Annotated in this window: 18 protein-coding genes; 9 read left to right on the top strand and 9 right to left on the bottom strand. The window is 64.9% G+C overall.

Annotated elements, in window-relative coordinates:
- Positions 1–5: 5 nt before the first annotated feature.
- The 3 genes from HHL26_RS03915 to mscL form a co-directional block, all read right to left on the bottom strand.
- Positions 6–2,375 (bottom strand): chemotaxis protein CheA, encoded by a 2,370-nt coding sequence (locus HHL26_RS03915; protein ID WP_066554935.1) that lies wholly within the window; start codon positions 2,373–2,375, stop codon positions 6–8.
- Positions 2,376–2,516: 141 nt separating this feature from the next.
- Positions 2,517–2,792 (bottom strand): hypothetical protein, encoded by a 276-nt coding sequence (locus HHL26_RS03910; RefSeq protein ID WP_066554932.1) that lies wholly within the window; start codon positions 2,790–2,792, stop codon positions 2,517–2,519.
- A 135-nt stretch (positions 2,793–2,927) separates the two neighbouring features.
- On the bottom strand, positions 2,928–3,356 hold the full coding sequence (gene mscL, locus HHL26_RS03905) for a large conductance mechanosensitive channel protein MscL (RefSeq protein ID WP_066554930.1): 429 nt from the start codon (positions 3,354–3,356) through the stop codon (positions 2,928–2,930).
- 101 nt (positions 3,357–3,457) lie between these two features.
- Between mscL and HHL26_RS03900 the strand changes: the two genes are divergently transcribed.
- Genes HHL26_RS03900 through HHL26_RS03885 form a run of 4 tightly spaced genes read left to right on the top strand, consistent with a single transcriptional unit; the run spans position 3,458 to position 6,063 of the window.
- Positions 3,458–4,060, top strand: a complete 603-nt coding sequence (locus tag HHL26_RS03900) for a LemA family protein (RefSeq protein ID WP_066554927.1) — start codon at positions 3,458–3,460, stop codon at positions 4,058–4,060.
- Between the two features lie 7 nt (positions 4,061–4,067).
- Positions 4,068–4,847 (top strand): TPM domain-containing protein, encoded by a 780-nt coding sequence (locus HHL26_RS03895; protein ID WP_066554924.1) that lies wholly within the window; start codon positions 4,068–4,070, stop codon positions 4,845–4,847.
- Positions 4,847–5,524 (top strand): hypothetical protein, encoded by a 678-nt coding sequence (locus HHL26_RS03890; protein WP_066554921.1) that lies wholly within the window; start codon positions 4,847–4,849, stop codon positions 5,522–5,524. Before HHL26_RS03895 ends, HHL26_RS03890 begins: the two co-directional genes overlap by 1 nt.
- Positions 5,521–6,063: an NUDIX hydrolase gene (locus tag HHL26_RS03885; RefSeq protein WP_066554919.1), complete on the top strand. Its 543-nt coding sequence runs from the start codon at positions 5,521–5,523 to the stop codon at positions 6,061–6,063. The genes HHL26_RS03890 and HHL26_RS03885 overlap by 4 nt, the downstream gene beginning before the upstream one ends.
- Before the next feature lie 352 nt (positions 6,064–6,415).
- On the opposite strand, the gene HHL26_RS03880 is transcribed toward HHL26_RS03885, so the two are convergent.
- The 4 genes from HHL26_RS03880 to HHL26_RS03865 are packed head-to-tail and all read right to left on the bottom strand — an operon-like array spanning position 6,416 to position 11,921.
- On the bottom strand, positions 6,416–7,930 hold the full coding sequence (locus HHL26_RS03880) for a Ppx/GppA family phosphatase (protein ID WP_066554918.1): 1,515 nt from the start codon (positions 7,928–7,930) through the stop codon (positions 6,416–6,418).
- A gap of 5 nt (positions 7,931–7,935) precedes the next feature.
- On the bottom strand, positions 7,936–10,074 hold the full coding sequence (locus HHL26_RS03875) for an RNA degradosome polyphosphate kinase (RefSeq protein WP_066554916.1): 2,139 nt from the start codon (positions 10,072–10,074) through the stop codon (positions 7,936–7,938).
- 30 nt (positions 10,075–10,104) lie between these two features.
- Positions 10,105–10,719 carry a chromosomal replication initiator DnaA gene (locus HHL26_RS03870; protein ID WP_066554914.1) on the bottom strand — a complete coding sequence of 205 codons (615 nt, stop codon included), beginning with the start codon at positions 10,717–10,719 and terminating at the stop codon, positions 10,105–10,107.
- The gene (locus HHL26_RS03865) at positions 10,716–11,921 is read right to left on the bottom strand and encodes a heavy-metal-associated domain-containing protein (protein ID WP_237230036.1); all 1,206 of its coding nucleotides are present in this window, start codon (positions 11,919–11,921) and stop codon (positions 10,716–10,718) included. Before HHL26_RS03865 ends, HHL26_RS03870 begins: the two co-directional genes overlap by 4 nt.
- A 187-nt stretch (positions 11,922–12,108) precedes the next feature.
- On the opposite strand from HHL26_RS03865, the gene purM reads away from it, so the two are divergent.
- From purM to nadB, 4 genes are all read left to right on the top strand, one after another.
- Entirely contained in the window at positions 12,109–13,203 is a 1,095-nt protein-coding gene (gene purM, locus HHL26_RS03860; RefSeq protein WP_066554907.1) for a phosphoribosylformylglycinamidine cyclo-ligase, read from the top strand.
- Between the two features lie 4 nt (positions 13,204–13,207).
- Positions 13,208–14,158 (top strand): phosphoribosylglycinamide formyltransferase, encoded by a 951-nt coding sequence (purN, locus tag HHL26_RS03855; RefSeq protein WP_066554902.1) that lies wholly within the window; start codon positions 13,208–13,210, stop codon positions 14,156–14,158.
- A 132-nt stretch (positions 14,159–14,290) separates the two neighbouring features.
- Positions 14,291–15,232: an ABC transporter ATP-binding protein gene (locus tag HHL26_RS03850; RefSeq protein WP_066554899.1), complete on the top strand. Its 942-nt coding sequence runs from the start codon at positions 14,291–14,293 to the stop codon at positions 15,230–15,232.
- Positions 15,233–15,262: 30 nt separating this feature from the next.
- Positions 15,263–16,879 carry an L-aspartate oxidase gene (gene nadB / locus HHL26_RS03845; RefSeq protein ID WP_066554897.1) on the top strand — a complete coding sequence of 539 codons (1,617 nt, stop codon included), beginning with the start codon at positions 15,263–15,265 and terminating at the stop codon, positions 16,877–16,879.
- 109 nt (positions 16,880–16,988) lie between these two features.
- Here nadB and HHL26_RS03840 read toward each other — a convergent pair whose 3' ends face one another.
- On the bottom strand, positions 16,989–17,834 hold the full coding sequence (locus tag HHL26_RS03840) for an alpha/beta hydrolase (protein ID WP_169575892.1): 846 nt from the start codon (positions 17,832–17,834) through the stop codon (positions 16,989–16,991).
- Between the two features lie 169 nt (positions 17,835–18,003).
- Between HHL26_RS03840 and HHL26_RS03835 the strand changes: the two genes are divergently transcribed.
- Positions 18,004–19,158, top strand: coding sequence for a serine hydrolase (locus HHL26_RS03835; RefSeq protein ID WP_066554885.1), 1,155 nt, complete (start codon positions 18,004–18,006; stop codon positions 19,156–19,158).
- Positions 19,159–19,275: 117 nt separating this feature from the next.
- On the opposite strand, the gene metH is transcribed toward HHL26_RS03835, so the two are convergent.
- Positions 19,276–21,876 (bottom strand): methionine synthase, encoded by a 2,601-nt coding sequence (gene metH / locus HHL26_RS03830; RefSeq protein ID WP_066554883.1) that lies wholly within the window; start codon positions 21,874–21,876, stop codon positions 19,276–19,278.
- Positions 21,877–21,960 lie beyond the last annotated feature (84 nt).

Here is a 21,960-nt window from a genome sequence, read left to right as displayed (position 1 = left end):
TCCCTTTACCGCCGCGATCCGGACAGCGCCGCCATCAGCGCGTCCTGATCATAGCGATAGATGCTGCTGTCCTGCGGGCCGTTGGGCCGGGGGGTGGCGCGCAGATGGACGACGCGGCAACCCAGCAATTCGCTCGCCTCCGACGCTTCCGATCCAGTGAACAGCACGACATCCTGCGGATCGACCGCCGCATCGCCGGGCAGGCCCATCACCACCTCATGCCCCGCCTGGCGCAGCAGCGGCGCCAATATCTCACGCGTCCAACCGTCCTCGCTGTCGGCCAGCAGGCAGCGGCCGCCAGTTCGTTCAACAATCGGCGCATCCGGCAAGGCGGCGAACAGGGCGAAGGGATTGATCACCTCCAGATGCTCGCCGTCGATGACGGCGACGCCGCTCAACAAACCGTGCATCGCGACCATGTCCGGCACGGCGGGCATGTCCACGATGTCGAGTACCGCAGCGACAGGATAACAGGCTTCGCGGGCGCCATCGCGCAGGCGGAGCGCCGCAACCTTTTCCCCGGCAAAGTCGTGATGGCCATTGGCGACCGGCACCAGCCGTCCGTCCAGCCGCACGAAGCCGTGCCCGCCCGACCGGCCGAACAGCCGCGCGTCGATATCCTCGACCCGCTCGATCAGCGACAGCTTGAGCAACCGCCGCTCGCCCGAATATTCCTCGAACCGCAAGGCGGAAACCATCTCGACGCCGCCCTGTGCCTCCTGCGTCTCTTCGGCCCGGCGCGCCGCCTGATCGTCGATGATATTGGGCAGGCGCGCCGCGTTGGCGAGGCCCGCCGCATCCAGCAGCAGCATCGGCTTGCCATTGTCGGGCAGGGTCATGCCGGCATAGACGCCCGTCGCCATCACCAGCGGCGAGGCGGGACGGATCACCAGTTCCTCATGATTTTCCACCGCCGACACGCCCATGGCAAAGGGAACGCCGGTTGCCGATCGCACGACCATGATCGCGCGCGGGCCGGGCTGGGCGATCCGTTCCATGCCCAGAACCTCTTCCAGATCGATCATCGAATGACGGATGGATCGGATCGTGGCGATCTTGGCGCCGCCGACTTCCGCGATGCGTAGCGTTTCATTGTTGTCGTGCAGGATTTCCACCACCGCAGAACGGGGAATCGCAAAATGCAGACCCCCCGCCCGGACGATCAGCCCCGGAATGATGGTCAGCGTCAGGGGCACCCGCAGCATGATCGTCAAACCACAGCCCGGCCGGTTGTCGAGCGCGATGACGCCGCCGATCCGCTCCACATTGGCGCGGACCACGTCCATGCCGACGCCGCGCCCGGAAATGGCCGTCACCTCGCTCGCGGTCGAAAGGCCGGGGTGGAAGATCAGGTCCAGCTTTTCGGCCTCGCTCATGCGAGCCGCCGCTTCCGGCGTCATCCGGCCCGCCGCGATCGCCTTGTCGACCAGCCTGCGCGTGTCGATGCCTTGCCCGTCGTCGGAAATCTCGATGACGATCTGGTTGCCCGACTGGCGCGCTTCCAGCTTCAGCCGTCCCGTTTCGGGCTTGCCCAGCGCGCGGCGCTTTTCCGGCGTCTCTATGCCATGGTCGATGCTGTTGCGGACGATATGGGTGAGCGGATCGACCACCATCTCGACCATTTCCCGGTCCATCTCGACATCGCCGCCCTCCAGCGTCAGGTCGATGCGCTTGCCCAGATCGCGGCCCAGGTCGCGGACCATGCGAGGGATCGCGGTGAACAGGCGGTCGACCCGCTGCATCCGCGTTTTGGAAATGGCGTCGCGCATGTCCGCAACGCAGGTCGACAGCCGTTCGAAGGCGCTTTCCAGTTCCGGATCGCCCGACCGCTCGCGCAGCTTGCGTGACAGTTCGTTGCGGGCCAGCACCATGTCCGACACGCCGTTCATCAACTGGTCGATCAGCGATAGCGGCAGGCGGATGGTGCGCGGCGCCGCCTGCCCCCCCGATGTCCGCGCCACCGCGACAGGCGCCGTGGGAGCCTCGCTTTCCTCAGGCGCCGCAGCCTCCTTCTCGGTCAGGGCGGCGATCAGATAATCGTCATTTTCATGCGGCAGCGCGGCGCCGATGGCGACCGCTTCGGCCAGTTCAGCGATGCGATCCATGATCCCCAGAACGGCGCTGACCGTGGCGGGATCGGCAATGCGCTTGTCGGCGCGTATCTCGGCCAGCACATCCTCCGCCGCATGGCTCAGCCGTTCGAAGCGCGGCAGATTCAGGAAACCGCAACTCCCCTTCACGGTATGGAAAAAGCGGAAAATGGCGTCCAGCCGGTCGCGATCCGTGGGATCGGCTTCCCAGGCGACGACTTCCCCCGCCAACGCCTCAAGCGTTTCCTGCGTTTCGGATATGAATTCCTGGAGTAACTCGTCCATTCCACCGCCTCAATGGATAGCGGGCGGACCATGGCGGAGCTGTGGTTAAATCCCCGTTAAAGACAGAAAATCCGCAATAAAAGGGGGGCGCCGCGACTTGTCGTCGCGACGCCCCTTGCGGATCTGGCAGCGGCGCTGGATTTAATGCTTTTCGGTCTTTTCAACCGCATCAGCCGCCTTTTCGCCAGCCTCGCGGGTGGCGTCGGCCTTGTTCTCCAGTGCGTCAGCAGCATTTTCAGCGGCATTTTCGGCATTGCCGCTCAGATTGTCGGCCATCGCTTCCATATTATCGGCCTGATTGTCGATGGCGTCCGCCTGATTCTCATACGCGTTCTCGACCTTGTTCTCCTGCTTGGAATCGCACGCAGCAAGCGCGATCAGGCTGGCAAGGCCAAGGACTGATACGAAGGTTTTCACGGCGTTTTCTCCTGTTGCGCCCCCATGGGCTGACGTCATGCGGCAAGGGGACCGGATGCCCGGAACCCTGACGCCCATCAACTGGTCGCGCGAAGGATGGTTCCCGCCGCACGCTCCTTTCGTCGCGGAAACGACTTATTTTTTGAGGGAATCCCTGATTTCCCGAAGCAGAAGCACGTCTTCAGGCGTAGCGGCGGGCGCGTCTTCGGGCTTGGGCATCAATTTGTTCACCGCCCTGACAAGCAGGAAGATAATGAAGGCCAGGATAAGGAAATTGACGAACACGGTCAGAAATTCGCCCCAGCCAAGCATCGCGACGCCCGCCCCTTTCAGGTCCGCATAGCTTTCCGGATTGCCCTTGAACCCGGCGGGAATATCGCCCAGCCGGATGAAGTAGCGCGAAAAATCCGCGCCGCCGAAAACATAGCCGACGACCGGCATGATCAGGTCATCGGTCAGCGATTTGGTGATGGTGGCGAAGGCGCCGCCGATGATCACGCCGACGGCCAGGTCCATGACATTGCCGCGAGCGATGAACGTCTTGAATTCGGAAATCAGCCCCATGGTGAACCCCTTGTCCTGATTGCGATATTGACAGCATGGGCCGTTGCGAAGACTTCCACAACCGCCTATTTCCGTCAGCGAAACAAGCTTAAGGATGTTCCATGACGATCCTGCGCCAACTCCGCCTGTTCCTCCTGCCGCTGTTGGGCGCCTTTGCGCTAACCGCCTGCGGCATCAACAGCGTCCCCGCCGCCGAGGAGGTTGCCAAGGCCAAATGGGCCGACGTGCAGGCGCAATATCAGCGCCGTTCCAATCTGGTCGGCAATCTCGTCGCCACGGTAAAGGCGGCGGGCAAGCAGGAACAGGACACGCTGGTCAAGGTGACGGAGGCTCGCGCCAAGGCGACCTCCGTGCAGGTCAGCGCCGAGGATTTGTCCGATCCCGCCAAGGTGCAGCAGTTCCAACAGGCGCAGGCGCAGCTTTCACAAGGTCTGGGCCGTCTGCTCGCTTCGGTCGAAGCCTATCCGGACCTCAAGACCAACCAGAATTTCCTCGACCTGCAATCGCAGCTCGAAGGGACGGAGAACCGCATCGCCGTCGCCATCCGCGACTATAATGAAGCGGTGCGCGCCTATAATACCCGCATCCGCACCTTCCCGGACGCGATCGGCGCCAAGATCATCCACGGCGCCAAGCCCATGACCCCGTTCCAGGCCACCACGCCGGGCGCGGAAGAAGCGCCGAAGGTCGATTTCGGCAACTGAGCCGGTGATGCTCCGCCGCCTGCTCCTGATCATGTCGCTGCTGCTGTTCATCCCGGCGGCGGCGGGAGCGCAGAGCTTTCCCAAACTGACCGGGCGGGTGGTGGATGACGCCGCCCTGCTCTCCCCGCAACAGGAACAGGCGCTGACCGACAAGCTCGCGGCGCTGGAGCAGCAGAGCGGGCGGCAACTGGTCGTCGCGACGCTGCCCGACCTTCAGGGCTATGACATATCCGATTATGGCTATCAGCTCGGCCGGGCCTGGGGGATAGGCGACAAGGAAAAGAACAACGGCGCGCTGCTGATCGTCGCGCCCAATGAGCGCAAGGTGCGGATCGAGGTCGGCTATGGCCTGGAAGGCATCATGACCGACGCGCTGTCGTCCCAGATCATCCGCAACGACATCACGCCCCGTTTCAAGGCCGGCGACATGCCCGGCGGGATCGATGCGGGGGTGGACGCGATCGGCAGGTTGCTCACCCTCCCGCCTGAGGAGGCGAAGGCGCTGGCGGCACAAGCGGAGGCCAAGGCGCGGGACGCGTCGGACGATGGCGGTGGTTTCATGCTGGTGTTCTGGCTGTTCGTGGTCGCGATCATCGTCCTGTCCATGTTCTCCAGCCGGGGCAAAGGCCGCCGCTATCGCGGTGGGTCCGGCCCGATCATCCTCTGGGGACCAGGCGATTCCGGCTGGGGCAGCGGCGGTGGATCAAGTTGGGGCGGCGGAGACGGCGGCGGCTTTTCGGGCGGCGGCGGCAGCTTCGGCGGCGGCGGCGCTTCGGGGGATTGGTGATGCGTCTGCATTTGAACGAAGCCGACCATGACCGCGTGACCGCCGCGGTGGCCGAAGCGGAAAAGGCGACCGACGGCGAGATCGTCACCATCGTCGCGCGCCGCTCGGATGCCTATCATGATGCCGGGCTGCACTGGGCGATCGGCGCGGTGTTCCTGGCTCTGTCCGCCGCTGCGGCTTTTCCGCAGCAGTTCCGGGCGCTTTGCTCCTGGCTGCTGCAAAGCTGGGAGCATGAGGTCGAGGACTGGAAGCTGCTGACGGTTCTGCTGGGCCTGTTGATCCTCAAATTCCTGATCGTCCGCTATGCGCTGGCCTGGATGCCGCTGCGCATGGCGCTAACCCCGAAAGCCACCAAGGCGCGCCGCGTGCGCCGCCGCGCCATCACCCTGTTCCGCGCCGTCGCCCAGGGGCGCACGCGCGGCAAGACCGGCGTGCTCATCTACCTTTCGCTGGACGAGCATCGGGCGGAACTGGTCGCGGATGCCGCCATCAACGCAAAGGTCGCGCCCGAAATCTGGGGCGAGGCCATGGCCGCGCTGATCGACGGCGTGCGGGAAGGCCGCGCCGCCGACGGCATGGCGCAAGCGGTGCGGCAGGTCGGCGTGGTGCTGGCCCGGCATTTCCCGGCGACCGGCGACAATCCCAATGAATTGCCCGACAGGTTGATCGAATTATGAGCGAGCAGGACATGATCTCCCCCGAAGAAATCATGTGGGAAGGCCGCTTCATCACGGCCAAGCGGCGGGGGCGTTGGGAATATGTCGGCAGGGCGCGGGGCATCCATGCCGCCGTCATCCTGGCCGTCGAGGACGCAGCCGATGGCCCCCATGTGCTGCTGGTCGACCAATATCGCGTACCGCTGGGCCGCCGCTGCATCGAACTGCCCGCGGGACTGGTGGGCGACCATGACGAGGGCGAGGAAGCCGTGCTCGCCGCGACCCGCGAACTGGAGGAGGAAACCGGCTATCTTCCCGGCCGGATGGAATCGCTGGGGGAGTTCTACAGCTCGCCCGGCATGGTGTCGGAAAGCTTCACCCTGTTCCGCGCCCATGACCTTAAGAAAACCGGCGAAGGCGGCGGCGTCGCGGGGGAGGATATCCGCGTCCACCGCGTGCCGCTGAATGGGATTCATGATCGGATCGCGGCATGGCGGGCGGAGGGTTTAGCAATCGATGTGAAACTACTGCTGCTGCTGGGCGCAGGGATGGTGGGCTGAGGCATTCCGGACGAGTGGAAGGCGGGATGAGGGTGGAAGGCGGACGGTCTACTCGCACCGTTTCCTAGAGCGCGCTGCGCTAAATCAGACGCAGGGCGCGCGCTCTAATTCCTTGTTGTCGCATCGTTTTAAGCGGAAAATCGGTTCCCACTTTTCCGCACGATGCTCTAGAAACACATCATGCTCCTGCGAAGGCAGGAGCCTAGTTCCTACGGCGCGATGATCCACAAGCGGCGGAACTGGGTTCCTGCCTTCGCAGGAACACGGATGCGCTCAATGGCTGCCAATGGCCAATTGCCGCCACTAAATGATACCTGCTCCGACCAACCAGCCCGCTCTCTCCACCCAATCCCTACCAAGCCAGGCGGTACTTCACGCCCATGGCCTGCGCGAGTTGACGCTGCCGCCGCTCCACCGCTTCCCCGAACAGATCGGCGTCCACGCCCCGCAACCGCAGTTCGAGCACATTGCCCTCCATCTCCAGCCGGGAGGCGAGCAGCGGCCCTTCGACCCCGCCGGAAAGCCGCTGGCCCAATCGGATGGCCAGCCCCCATAAGGTAGCGCGCTGCAGCGCTTCGGGCGAAGCCAGCCGCTCGATCCCGGGCGGCGTCGACACGCCGCCGCCGAAATTGCTGTGCAGCGCCTGCGCCAGCATCGCTCGCTCGGCCGCGGTGATGCCCACCCAATTGCTGTGCAGTGCGATCTCGACCCCCCGTTCCGACCGGAAATCGGGATTGGCGCGCCAGCCGACATCCGCCAGCAGGCAAGCCGCCCGCCTTATCCGGCGCCATGCGCTGCCGTCCTCCAGGAACAGGGGCGCGATCCAGCGTTCGATCATGTCGCCATGACCGGCGAAGCGGCCCTGCGCCTCCCCCTCCGCCTCGGCCGCGATCAGCAGCGGATCGTGCGCCTGAATGTCCGAAGGCAGATCGCTGAACAGCAACCCTTCGCGCAGACCGTAAGCCGACACCACCAGCCGGCTCGACTTCAACTGCCGCACGATCACTGACAGCAGCGCCGCCGCGTTGGGCAGGGTCGGCACGCGCGATCCGGTGATCTGGGGAATATCCTTGAACCGCGCCTTGCCGACATGGGACACGATGCGCGTCAACTGTTCGGCGCGCCCGGCAGGCATATCATATTGATGCACCACCGGCAGCGGGAATTGGGTGAGTTCCATGTCGAATCGCGCCAGCGCGCGCCACGACCCGCCGACCATGTAGAAGGGCAGGTCCGCGGGCGCGTCCCATCCCGCCTTGACCAGCATCTTCTTGACCAGCCGCTCCAGCACGGCCGGCCCCTTGGCCCGGATCTGCGGCAGGCGCAGCACGCCCAGCGGCAGCGAGACCGTCTCATGCACCGCGCCATCGCGAATACGGGCGAGTTCCAGGCTGCCGCCGCCCAGATCCCCGACGATGCCGTCCGCTCCGGGAATGCCCGACAGCACGCCATGCGCCGCCGCGATCGCCTCCTGCCCACCCGACAGCAGCTCGACGTCCAGCCCCATGGCCTTTGCACGCTGGATGAACTCGTCGCCATTGTCCGCATCCCGGACAGCCGCAGTGGCGACGCAGCGCACCTCCTGCACCTCCATTTCGCGGCAGAGATGGGCGAAGCGGCCCACGGCCCGCAGACCCCGGTCCATCGCCTCCGGCTCGATTCGCCCGGTCTTGCCCAGCGACGCGCCCAGCCCCGCCATCACCTTCTCGTTGAAGAGGATGAAGGGAATGCGGCGCGGCCCGTCATAAACGACCAGACGCACGCTGTTGGAGCCGATGTCGATGATCGCCGTGCGCGCCTTGGCCTGCTGCGGCGACGTCGCCATGCCGGGGGCGAGCGCCCGGACCTGGCTCAGCATGGAATTCATGGACCTCAGGCCCGCCCGCGCAGGCGAAGGGTCGGCACCGCCCCGCTGTCCAGCGACGCGCCGCGGCCCGACAGCGATGGGTTGGTCATGAAATAGCGGTGCAGGTTGAACGGCCGGTCGGTCGCCTCGACCCGATGATATTGGCCGTCGCAATCCAGTTCCCAGCTCTGCTCGGTGTCGATCAGGTTGGCGACCATCACCTGGTCGAGAATCTGGTCGTGCACGGTCGGATTCTCGACCGGCGCCAGAAACTCCACGCGCCGGTCGAAATTGCGCGGCATCCAGTCGGCCGAGCTGATATATACCTTGGCGCCATTGTTCGGCAGCGCCTTGCCATTGCCGAACACGGTGATGCGGCTATGTTCCAGGAAGCGGCCGACCACCGACTTCACCCGGATATTCTCCGACATGCCCGGAACGCCCGGCCGCAGGCAGCAAATGCCCCGCACGATGAGTTCGATCTGCACGCCCGCATTGCTCGCCGCATAAAGCTTTTCCATGATCGCCGGGTCCACCAGCGAATTCATCTTCGCCCAGATGGTTCCCGGCCGCCCGGCCCGGACATGCTCGATCTCCGCATCGATCAGCTCGCACAGGCGATTGCGCAGGTCGCGGGGCGACATGACCAGCTTTTCCAGCCGCTGCGGTTCGACATAGCCGGTGATGTAGTTGAACAACGCCGCCGCATCGCGACTATAGGCCGGGTCAGCCGTGAAGAAGCTCAAATCGGTATAGATGCGCGCCGTCACCGGATGATAATTGCCCGTGCCGAAATGGCAGTAGCTGCGGAACTGCCCGCCTTCGCGCCGGACGATCATCGACACCTTGGCGTGGGTCTTCCAGTCGATGAAGCCATAGACCACCTGCACGCCCGCGCGTTCCAGCGCGTCGGCCCACATCAGATTCTGCTCCTCATCGAAGCGGGCCTTGAGTTCCACCACGGCGGTCACCGACTTGCCCGCCTCCGCCGCGTCGATCAGGGCGCGGATGATCGCGGACTGCTTGCCCGCGCGGTAGAGCGTCTGCTTGATCGCGACCACATCGGGGTCGGATGCCGCCTGTTTCAGAAACGAAACAACCACGTCGAAGGCTTCGTAGGGATGATGGACGACAATGTCCTTCGCCCGGATCGCGGCAAAGCAATCCCCGCCATATTCGCGGATGCGCTCCGGAAAGCGCGGGGCATAGGGCTCGAATTTCAGGTCGGGCCGGTCCTCTTCGACAATCCCGCTCAGGTCACCGATCCCGACGAACCCCTCCACCTCCGCGATGATCGCCTCATGGCCCTGGAGCATGTCCTGCAACATCTCCTCGACCGGCTCGGGGATGCGCTCCTCTATCTCCATGCGGATCACACGGCCCCGCCGCCGGCGCTTGATCGCGCTGCGGAAATAGCGGACTAGATCCTCCGCCTCTTCCTCGATCTCGATATCGCTGTCGCGGATGATGCGGAACACACCGCTGTTGCGCACCCGATAACCGGGGAAGAGATCGGCGGAAAAGCGCCGGATCACCGCCTCCAGCGCCATATAGCGCGCCGTTTCCCCCGGCATCCGCACGAAGCGGGCGAGCGAGGACGGGATCATCACCAGTTCGCGAATCGATTCCTTGTCCGACAACCGTTCCAGATCGAAGACGATCGACAGCCCCTGATTGGGGATGAAGGGGAAGGGATGCGCCGGGTCCAGCGCCTGCGGCGTCAGGATCGGGAAGACTTGCGTCAGGAAATGCTCCCGCAGCCAATTCTCGCAGCTCGGGTCGAGCGCGCTGGATGGGCCGATGACTTCGATCCCCACCTTCCCCAGTTCGCCGTGCAGTGCGCCCCAGACCTTCTGCTGCGCACCCATCAGCCGGGCGGTTTCATCGGTAATGGCGGCCAGTTGCTGCGCCGGGGTCAGCCCATCGGCGGAGCGCATGTCGACATCCTGCAACTGCTGACCCTTAAGGCCCGCCACGCGTACGGAAAAGAACTCATCCAGATTGGCTCCGGAAATCGACAGGAACCGCAGGCGCTCCAGCAGGGGATGCGCCCGGTTCATCGCTTCCTCCAGCACGCGCTGGTTGAAAGCCAGCCAGGACAGCTCCCGGTTGAAATAGCGGTCGCCGGGCAGGGTCAGGCTGGCGGAGGGGTCAGCTTCGGCCACATATCTCTCATATTTTTCAGAACCGGATGGTCAGTCCGGGACTATAGGCAAAAATCCCGCGCCTTGCAGGACATCTTTCGCCATAGCGATAGAAATCTTACGCCCGGATGACAATGCGGCCTCGTCCAGCAGCCGCGTGACCGCTGCGATCGACGCATAGCTGCGCTCAATCCGCCGCAGCAGCCAGTCGGGCAGATCGGCGGCATATTTGGCGCCCGCGACGACGAAAGACCGCTCGATCAGCGCATGGGCCAGCGCCTCGTCCGGTTCCTCCAAAGCGACATGCGGCACCGCGGCAAGGCGGGAGCGAAGATCGGGCAGCACCACCGGCCATTGCTCCGGCGGAACGTCACCGATCATCAGCAATGGCCGCCGCGTCGTCTGCGCCTCGTTCCAGGCGTTGAACAGCATCTGTTCGTCCTGCCCAGGCGCGTCGTCGATCACGGCGCCGCCGCTCATCGCGACGAAATGGCGGCCCAGGGTGGAGCGGCCCGACAGAGGCGGCCCTGTCAGCACGCTGATCGCCAGCGGCCAGCCCTGCCAATTTTCCAGATGGCGAACGGCGATGCGGTTGGCTTCGCTGACCAGGAATTCGTCGCCCGCTCCCTGGCCCGGCCGGTCGAACGGCAGGCTGATCTGTCTCATTGTGCCGGAGCGGCTCCCGTCGCAGCGGCGCGGCGGATGCGCAGCGTATTGCCGGACACCGCGACGCTATAACCCTTCGCCGCCAAAGCCGCTCGCAGCGCATCGACCGTGCCGTCGAAGCTCACCTGCATGACGGAGGTGCCGCCGAGCGCCAGGCTGCTGGTCGCGGCGGAACGGACTCCCGCGATGGAGCGCAGCGCCGCCTCGCCCTGCGCCACCGATCCGACATCGGGCGTGTCGAACTGAATCGAGAAGCTGCCGGTCGTGGCGGCCGGCGTGGGCACGTCCAGGGTTTCCACCGGCAGATCGGCTGCATTTTCGATGGCCAGAGCGTCAGGATCGACCGGCTCCTCGATAATCAGCGACGGATCGGGCCGCAGACGGCCATCGTTCAGCGCCTGCGTGTAAAGCTGGTCGATCCGCTGCGTCGCCTGATCCAGCATCTGCGGGATGGCGCTGTCATTGGAGGCGCGGAGCGAAAAGCTGCCGATCAGGCTGTTGTCCGGGCCATAGCGCGCGGTGAAGGTGCCGGTCACGGGGCCGCCGGGATATTGGCGATCCAGCCGGGCCATGGGAATCACCACGTCGGCCGCGCCATATTGGTCCAGCAGCACCCGCCACCACAGCCGCCCGCGCCGCCCGATCTGCCCCGCGTTCAGCAGGATCGGATCAGCGATCGAGCCCGCCACGCGCACATAATCGATCGCGCTGTCGCCGGTGCGGAACCGCGCCCAGGCCTTCTGCCATTCATTGATGCGCTCATAGGACACGGCCGATCCGCCATCCCACATCACCGGGATCACCAGCAAAGGCGGCGAATGCACCACATTGCTGCCGGTAACGCCCAGCAACTGCCCGGTGCGCGCCCGGTCGAACATCACCCCCAGCGTCGCCACATAGCGGTTCGGCCCGGCCTGCTCATATTCGATCTCAATTCCGGAGATCATGCCTTCCAACTGCGAATCGGAGAGCGAGGGCACTCCGGTGCCGCCATGAGTCCGCGTCCAGAGCATCTGCCAGGCCCGCCGCTGCGCCAGACGCCAGCCCGCCTTGCGCGCGCTGTCGGCATCCTTGGCGAAGACGTCGACCTTCACATGGCTCACCTGGAAGTCGCCGCCGCTGGCGATCGGCGGAACCCCGCGCTCCCCCTCCATCTGCGCCACCAGCGCTGCTGCGGCGAGGCCGAGCGCGATCGCCCCCATAATCTGGAGTGGTCGCGCCAACACCCGAAGAGAGCGCACGCGAAACAGGTTCAGAGGCCGAAAAGACAGGCCACGAAGGACATGAGGCACATTCACGCGCGCCCTTTTGGCGAGATTTGCCTGCCCTGCCAAGCGGCAACCCATTTCCCGTTCCGTTTTCTTGAGCTTTGTTCTAGGGCGCGTCCTTATGAGCGACACCGAATCCTATAGCTACGCCAAGGCTGGCGTCGACATCGCCGCAGGCAATGCGCTGGTCCGCGCCATCGCCCCGCTTGCCAAGGCCACCCGCCGCCCCGGCGCCGACGCCGAACTGGGCGGCTTTGGCGGTTTCTTCGACCTGAAGGCGGCGGGCTATGACGACCCTCTGCTGGTCGCGGCCAATGACGGCGTCGGCACCAAGCTGAAGCTCGCCATCGACCACAACGCCCATGACGGCGTGGGCATCGACCTGGTCGCCATGTGCGCCAACGACCTGATCGTACAGGGCGCCGAGCCACTTTTCTTCCTCGACTATTACGCCACCGGCAAGCTGGAGAGCGGCGTGGCCGAACGCGTGATCGCGGGCATAGCGGAAGGCTGCAAGCAAGCGGGCTGCGCGCTGATCGGCGGCGAAACGGCGGAAATGCCGGGCATGTATGCGCCGGGCGACTATGACCTCGCCGGTTTCTGCGTCGGAGCGGTGGAGCGGTCCCAGGCGCTGACCGGCAACAAGGTCAAGGCGGGTGACGTGCTGATCGGCCTCACCTCCTCGGGCGTGCATTCCAACGGCTTCTCGCTGGTGCGCCGCCTGGCTGCCGACAAGGGCTGGAAGCTCGACCGCCCGGCGATCTTCGACAATGAAGTGCTGCTGATCGACGCGCTGATGGCGCCGACGCGCATTTACGTGAAATCGCTGTTGCCGCTGGTGCGGGCTGGCCAAATCAACGCCCTCGCCCATATCACCGGCGGCGGCCTGCTGGAGAATATCCCGCGCGTGCTGCCCGACGGCTGTCATGCCGTGGTCGATGCCGACGCGTGGGAACAGCCGCGCCTGATGGCCTTCCTGCAGGCGCAGGGCCATATCGAGCCGGAGGAGATGGCGCGCACCTTCAACTGCGGCGTCGGCATGGTGCTGGCGGTCGATGCGGATGCCGCCGACGCGGTTACCACCGAGCTGGAAGCGGCAGGCGAAACCGTCGTCCGCGTCGGTGTCGTGGAAGCGGGCGAAAAGGGCTGCACGGTCAAGGGAAGCCAAGGCACATGGAGCGCCAAGGCCGACTGGACCGCCACGCATCTGGGGTAGCCTCATGCAAAAAGCCAAGGTCGGCGTTCTGATTTCCGGGCGCGGTTCGAACATGGCGGCGTTGCTTTACGCCGCCAAGCACCCGTCCTGCCCCTATGAGATCGTGCTGGTCGCGGCCAACGATCCTGAAGCCCCCGGCCTGACCCTCGCCGCTGCGGAGGGCATCGCGACCTTCGGCCAGAGCCACAAGGGGATGAAGCGCGCCGAATTCGACCGGATCATCGACGGCGAACTGCGCAAGGCAGGCGCCGAATATGTCGCGCTGGCGGGCTATATGCGCCTGCTCTCGCCGGAATTCGTGGCCGGATGGGAAGGCCGGATGCTCAACATCCACCCCAGCCTGCTGCCCAAATATAAGGGTCTCGATACCCACCAGAAAGCGCTCGACGCGGGCGACAGCCATGCGGGCTGCTCGGTCCATATCGTGACCGCCGAACTGGACGACGGCCCGGTGCTGGGCCAGACCGAAGTCGCGATCCTGCCCGGCGACACCGCCGACAGTCTCGCCGCGCGCATCCTGATGGCCGAACATCAGCTCTATTCCCGCACCCTGGCCGATTTCGTCACCCGCGAACGGCAGCCCGAATGGCTGCTGGGCAAGGTGCGCGAACGCGTGTTCGCCTTGCCGCAAACGGATGAGGTCACCTCCCACGGCATGCCCTGCTTCGGTATCGAGAAGGGCAAGAAATTCGCCTATTTCACGCAGGATCATCATGGCGACGGCATCATAGCCGTCCTCGTCAAGACGACCGCGCCCGAGGAACAGGCGATGCTGATCGAAAGCGACCCCGCCCGCTATTACCGCCCCGCTTATTTCGGTGACGGCTGGGTCGGCATCCGCGTCGACCTGGGCGACACGGACTGGGACCAGATCAGCGAGCGGCTGGAGCGCAGTTGGAGGGAGGTGGCGCCGAGGAAGCTCACAACCCTGATAGACGCTGCGGACGAGTTTTGAAGCTGCATCGCCTTTACAGTGTTCCGTGCTCCTGCGAAGGCAGGAGCCCAGATCGAACAGTGGGACTGGACTCCTGCCTTCGCAGGAGCACGGTGCTTTAATTTTCCGCTGTTCCCCACCAAATAGGCAGCCATGACCGACACCGCCCCCTCCCCCGCCCCGCCCCCCGCCATCGAGATCACCAACCTCACCAAGGACTATAAGGGCGGCAAGCGAGCGCTCGACAATATCAACCTGTCGATCCCGCGCGGGCAGATCTACGGCCTGCTGGGTCCGAATGGCGCGGGCAAGTCGACGACGATCAACATCCTCGCGGGGCTGGTGAACAAGACCAGCGGCAGCGCAAGGATCTGGGGCTTCGACATCGACCAGAACTCCCGCAACGCCAAGAACTCGATCGGCATCGTGCCGCAGGAGATCGTCTTCGATCCCTTCTTCACCCCGTTCGAGACGCTGGAGAATCAAGCTGGCTATTATGGCGTGCCCAAGGAGCGCCGCCGCTCGATGGAATTGTTGCGCGCCGTGCATCTGGAGGACAAGGCCAATGCCTATGCCCGCACCCTCTCGGGCGGCATGAAACGCCGCCTGCTGGTCGCGAAGGCGATGGTGCACAGCCCGCCGATCCTGGTGCTGGACGAACCGACTGCAGGCGTGGACGTGCAGCTTCGCCAGCAGCTCTGGGCCTATGTCCGCGAACTCAACCGGCAGGGCGTGACGATCGTGCTGACGACGCACTATCTGGAGGAAGCCGAGGAACTGTGCGACCGCATCGCCATCATCAACCATGGCAAGGTCATCACCGACAAGCCGACCCGCGAACTGATCGCCATGGCGCAGGAAAAGGTGGTGCAGGTGACGGTCGACCGCGACATCGTGACGCCGCCCGCCGACCCCAGCTTCGAGAAGATCGAACTGTCGGACGAACGCACGCTGACCATCACCTATATGAAGAACCGCGCCAATGCGGGTCAGGTGCTGAGCGCCGTGCAGGCGAGCGGACTTTCGATCGTGGACGTCGTAACGCGCGACCCAGACCTGGAGGATGTGTTCCTCAACCTAACGGCCGCAGCCTAGCCCGCACATAAGAAAAACGTCAGGACGAAGATGCCCATCACCACCTATGACGTCGTCATCATCGGCTCCGGCGCGGCAGGGCTGACGGCCGCCATCAACCTCGCGCAGGACCGCAAGGTCGTGGTTCTGGCCAAGGGCGCGCTCGACGGTGGCTCCACCAACTGGGCGCAGGGCGGCATTGCCGCCGTACTCGACGCCGGTGACAGTTTCGAGGCACATATTGAAGACACGATGGTCGCGGGCGCTGGCCTCAACGACCGCAGCACGGTGGAGTTCGTCGTCTCCGAAGCTCCCGCCGCGATCGAGCGGCTCGCGGAACTCGGCGTCCCCTTCAACGCCAATGAAGAGGGCGGCGAGGAGTTTGGCGAACGCTGGCACCTGACCCGCGAGGGCGGCCACAGCCACCGCCGCATCGTCCATGTCGACGACGCCACCGGCCATGCCGTGCAGGTCGCGCTGCTGAAAGCGGCCCGCGCCAATCCGAACATCACGCTGCTGGAGGATATGGTCGCCCTCGACCTCATCACCAGCCGCCATGGCGAGAAATATTCGGGCGACGGCCATGTCTGGGGCATCTACGCCTTCAACAAGCAGACCGACCATGTCGATGCCATAGTGGGCCGCGCGACCATCCTGTGCACCGGCGGCGCGGGCCGCACCTATCTCTTCTCGACTGCGCCCAGGGGAGCGACCGGCGACGGCATCGCCATGGCCTGGCGCGCGGGCTGCCGCGTCTCCAACATGGAGATGAACCAGTTCCACCCGACCTGCCTCTACAATCTGGAGGTCAAGAATTTCCTCATCACCGAGGCCGTGCGGGGCGAAGGCGGGCATCTCAAGCTCCCCCCCGGCGTCCCTGGCGGCGGCGAGCGCTTCATGCCCCGCTTCGACGAGCGCGCCGAACTGGCGCCCCGCGACGTGGTGGCCCGCGCCATCGACCATGAGATCAAGCGGCTCGGCCTCGACTATGTCCATCTCGACATCAGCCACAAGCCGCCGGAATTCGTGCGCACCCACTTCCCCACAATCTATGCGCGCCTGCTCGACCTCGACATCGATATCACCAAGGAACCGATCCCGGTCGTCCCGGCGCAGCATTATACCTGCGGCGGCGTGGTGATCGACCTTGATGGCCGCACCGACCTGCCGGGTCTCTACGCGGCGGGCGAAGTCACGGAAAGCGGCCTGCACGGCGCCAATCGCCTCGCCTCCAATTCGCTGCTCGAATGCTTCGTCTTTGGGGAAGCCGCCGCCCGGCACATCCGCGCCCATTGGGACGATCTGCCCTCGCCCCCACCGATCCGCCCCTGGGACGAAAGCCGCGTGACCGATTCGGACGAGGAGGTCATCGTCCAGCATAATTGGAAGGAAATCCGCCGCTTCATGTGGGACTATGTGGGCATCGTCCGCACCACCAAGCGGCTGGAGCGCGCCCAGCATCGCATCGACCTGCTGGCCAAGGAAGTGGACGAATATTACGGCCATTTCCGCGTGACGCCCGACCTGATCGAGCTGCGCAACCTGCTGGAAGTGGCGCGCCTGGTCGTCCGTTCGGCGCTGCATCGCAAGGAAAGCCGGGGCCTGCACTATACGCTCGACTATCCCGACATGCTGCCGCAAGCCGTCGACACGGTGCTGACGCCATGAAAAAAATGGCGCAGCGGTCCATCGCGCTGCGCCATTAGGGGAGGAGTGACGCGAAGGTCGGCGTCGAACTCCTTCTAGCCCGGCTATGACGCCCCGCCTTTGATCGGCGTCAAAAGCCTTTCAGAAAATCGCCCAGCACCGCGTTGAAGCGCGCGGGCTGGTCCGCCATGACGACATGGCCGCTGGGGCCGATGGGCACCAGCCGGACGCCGCGCTTCGCCGCATAGGCAGCGCGGAAGGTTCTGCCGATCTCGCCCGCCTGCGCCGCATCGCTGCCCACGGCATAGACCACCTCCATCGGCGCCGTCAGCCGCGCCAGTTGCGGCCCCAGATCGACATTGGCCAGATCGCGCAACGCATTGGCGATGACATCCGGATCGCTGCCTCTGGCGCCGGGCATGTCCGCCAGCATCTGCGCCAGATAGGCTCGCCCCGCCTTGGTTCCCGTAAAATATTGGCCCAGTTGATCGGCCAGAAAGCCCATGCCCTGCGCCGTGCCGCCGACCATCGCCGCGCCTTCGGGCAACATGTCGACCACCATCAGCCGCCCCGCCAGTCCCTTGAGGCCCAGCATCATCGCCAGCGTGCCGCCCATGCTGTGGCCGACGATCGCGGGCCGCTCCAGCCCCGCCGCCGCGATATAGCGGGCGATCTCATCCGCCAGCGGCTGAACCAGCGGCCCGCTGGCATTGGCGTCTGCGGCAAGGCCCGCAAAGCCCCGGACATGGGCCAGATGCCAGCGATAGCCGGGGAGCGCGCCGACCACCCCGTTCCACAGCCCCGGCCCGCTCGCCAGCCCCGCGATCAGCACGACGTCGCGCCCCGCCCCGCGCGTCGTCACCGCGATTCGGCGGGAAGCGAAGGGCGCTGCCCACGCCTTCGACGCCAGCACACCGCCCGCCAGCAGGGCCGCCGCGCCCTGCATCATGGCCCGCATCATGATCCGTCTGTTCATCGCTCGATTCATGCGCGCTTTGTTGCAGCCTGCCGCCTGAACCTCAACTGAGTTAAGGCACGCCTCGTTCAGCCTCCTTACATCGCATTTGTAGAATCATTCGTCGCATGATTCTTGTCACCCGGCGCGGGTCTGAACCCTAATGCGAAAGGAGAGTGCGGGGATTTTGATGACCATTTTGAAGGGAGGGCGCGGCAAGCGCCCAAATGGCGGCGGCAATAGCGGCTCGGCCCGCCTCGTCCTGTTGATGGCGGCGCTTTCGGCCTGCGTCAGCGCGCCGCAGCAGCCTTATGCGGCGGTCCAGCGGCCGCAGCCCACGACGGCGACCTATCCGATCAAGCCGGTCGCCAATCCGCCCAAATCCTTCCAGGCTCTCGATGTCGATCAGCGGGAAACGCCGCCGCCCGCGCTGGTCAGCGTCGTGCGCAATCTCGGCCAAAGCTTCAACGGCAAGGTCGGCATCGCCGTGCGCCGCGTCGGCAGCGACTGGACCGTCGCCTGGAACGGCAACCTGCTCTTTCCGCAGCAGAGCGTGTCGAAGCTCTGGGTGTCGATGACCTTCCTCGACGCGGTCGACAGGGGCAAGATTCGCCTCAGCGACAGCACGACGATCACGAAGAAGGATCTGACCCTCTTCCACCAGCCGACCGCCGCTTTGGTGGGGAATTCGGGCTGGACCACGACCTATTCCGACCTGATGCGCCGCGCCATGACGCAGAGCGACAATACCGCCAACGACACGCTGCTGCGCGCCGTCGGCGGGCCGGATGCGGTGCGGAGCTATCTGGCGCGGCGGTACATCAAGGATATCCGCTTCGGTCCGGGCGAGCGGCTGCTGCAATCGACGACGGCAGGGTTGGACTGGCGGCAGGATTATTCGATCGGCCGCAATTTCTACGCCGCCCGCGCCAAGCTGCCCCTATCGGTGCGGCAGAAGGCGCTGGACAATTATCTCGCCAGCCCGCCGGACGGGGCGGCGCCCTCCTCGATCGTGCAGGCGCTGGCGAAGCTCAAGCAGAACGACATGCTCTCGCCCGCTTCCTCGCAACTGCTGATGTCGATCATGAGCGAGGCGAAAACCGGCCCGCAGCGGATCAAGGGCGGCGTGCCGGCGGGCTGGCATTATCTGCACAAGACCGGCACCGGGCAGGAACTGGGCGCGCGGTCGACCGGGTTCAACGACATCGGCATCATGACCGCGCCCGACGGCACCAGCTATGCGGTCGCGGTGATGATCGGCAGCACGACCGAACCGATCCCGACGCGCTGGCAACTGATGCAGGCGGTGGCCAAGGCAGTCGCGGCCAACCACGAGGCACGTTGAATAGCTAACCACCGTGCTCCTGCGCAGGCAGGAGCCCAGTTCCGCCGTCTCCGTATCATGGCTACCGTGGGACTGGGTTCCTGCGTACGCAGGAACACAAAACCTTTATGCGGCAGCTCAATCCAGATTCGGCCGCAGCCAGCGCTCGGCCGTCTCCAGATCCACGCCGCGCCGCGCCGCATAATCCTCCAGCTGATCGCGCCCGACCCGCGCCACGCCAAAATATTCGGCCTGCGGATGCCCGAAATAAAAGCCACTGACCGCAGCCGTCGGCAGCATCGCAAAGCTCTCCGTCAGCGTGATGCCGGTCGCATGGTGCGCGTCGAGCATGTCGAACAATAGCGGCTTGAGGCTATGCTCGGGGCAGGCCGGATAGCCCGGCGCCGGACGGATGCCGCGATATTGCTCCTTGATCAACGCCTCGTTCGTGAGCTGCTCGCCCTCGGCATAACCCCAAAGCGCGGTGCGGACATAATGGTGCAGCCGCTCGGCAAAGGCTTCCGCCAGACGGTCGGCCAGCGCCTTCAACAGAATGTCCGAATAGTCATCGATGGCGTTCTTGAAGCGCGCCAGATGCGGCTCAATGCCATGGATCGACACGGCAAAGCCGCCCATCCAGTCGCCGTCATGGCTGATGAAGTCGGCCAGGCACATATTGGCCCGCCCCTCCCGCTTGGCGATCTGCTGGCGCAGCATGGGCAGGGTGAAATGCTTCTCATCCTCGACATGGACGATGATGTCGTCGCCCTCACGGCGGCAGGGCCACAGGCCGCACACGCCGCGCGCCGTCAGCCACTTCTCGTTGATGATGCGGTCGAGCATCGCCTGCGCGTCGTTGAACAGGCTGGTCGCGCTCTCGCCCACCACCTTGTCTTCGAGGATCGCCGGATAATTGCCCGCCAGCTCCCAGGCGCGGAAGAAGGGCGTCCAGTCGATATAGTTGCGCAGGTCCTTCAGATCCCAGTCCGGGAAGCGATGGACGCCGGGCAGGCGCGGCTTGCCGGGCTTCAGGCTCTCGTCAATCTCGAAGCCATTGGCGCGCGCATCCTCGATCGGCACCAGCGCGCTCTGCCCCTTATTGGCGCGGGCGACGCGGACATGCTCATAATCATCCTTGGTCTTCTGGACGAAATCGGTTTTCTGCGTCTCCGACACCAAGGCCGTCGCCACGCCCACGGCGCGGCTCGCGTCCAGCACATGCACCACCGGCCCGGTAAAGGCCGGATCGATGCGCAGCGCCGTATGCACCCGCGATGTCGTCGCGCCGCCGATCAGCAGCGGCATGGTCATCTCCGCGCGCTGCATCTCCACCGCCACCGTCACCATCTCGTCCAGCGAGGGCGTGATGAGGCCCGAAAGCCCAATCATGTCGGCATCATGATCGTTCGCGGCCTTGATGATGTCCTGCCAGGGCACCATCACGCCCATGTCGATCACCTCGAAGCCGTTGCACTGGAGCACGACGCCGACGATATTCTTGCCGATGTCATGGACGTCGCCCTTCACCGTCGCCATGATGATCTTGCCCTTGCCCTTGGCGCCGGGTTCCTTCGAAGCCTCGATGAAGGGCAGCAGATGCGCCACCGCCTTCTTCATGACGCGGGCGGATTTGACGACCTGCGGCAAGAACATCTTGCCCGCGCCGAACAGGTCGCCCACGACGTTCATGCCGTCCATCAGCGGGCCTTCGATCACCTCGATCGGCTTGGCGGCGGCGAGGCGGGCTTCCTCCGTATCCTCAACCACATACATGTCGATGCCCTTGACCAGCGCATGTTCCAGCCGCTTGGCGACCGGCCAGCCGCGCCATTCCTGCGCCGCCTTTTCCGAAGCCGCATCCTTGCCCTTGAAGCTCTCGGCCAGCGCGACCAGGCGATCCCCGGCTTCGGGATCGCTGTTCAGCAGCACATCCTCGCAGGCCTTGCGCAGCGCCGGATCGATAGCGTCGTAAACGTCGAGCTGGCCCGCATTGACGATCGCCATGTCCAGCCCCGCCGGAATGGCGTGGTAGAGGAAGACCGAATGCATCGCCCGCCGCACCGGCTCATTGCCGCGGAAGGAGAAGGAGAAGTTCGACAGTCCGCCCGAAATATGGACATGCGGGCAGCGCTTCTTGATCTCGCGGCAAGCCTCGATGAAGTCGACGCCATAATTATTATGCTCTTCGATCCCCGTCGCCACCGCGAAGATATTGGGGTCGAAGATGATGTCTTCAGGCGGGAAACCAATGGTCATCAGCAGCTTGTAAGCCCGCTCGCAAATCTCGACCTTACGCTGCTTCGTGTCCGCCTGCCCCGTCTCGTCGAAGGCCATGACGACCACCGCCGCGCCATAGGCCATGCAGAGCCGCGCATGATGCAAGAAGGCCTCCTCGCCCTCCTTCATGCTGATCGAATTGACGACCGGCTTGCCGCTGACGCACTTCAACCCCGCCTCAATCACTTCCCATTTCGAGCTGTCGATCATCACCGGCACGCGGCTGATGTCCGGCTCGGAGGTCATGAGCTTCAGGAAGGTCGTCATCGCCTCGACCGCGTCGAGCAGGCCTTCGTCCATGTTGACGTCGACGATCTGCGCGCCGTTCTCCACCTGATCGCGGGCGATGTCGATGGCGGCTGCATAGTCGCCCGCCATGATCAGCTTCTTGAACTTGGCCGATCCGGTGACGTTGGTGCGCTCACCGATATTGACGAAAGTGGCGGTGGATTGGGTGGTCATTTCTTCTCTTCCGTCATTCCCGCGAAGGCGGGAATCTATCTCCCTTACCTCGCGTCCAGACGCTCACGTCTGAGATGAATCCCC

It is taken from the genome of Sphingobium sp. TB-6, from assembly GCF_012927365.1.
GTDB lineage: Bacteria > Pseudomonadota > Alphaproteobacteria > Sphingomonadales > Sphingomonadaceae > Sphingobium.
This window is presented reverse-complemented; position numbering and strand designations above follow the sequence as displayed.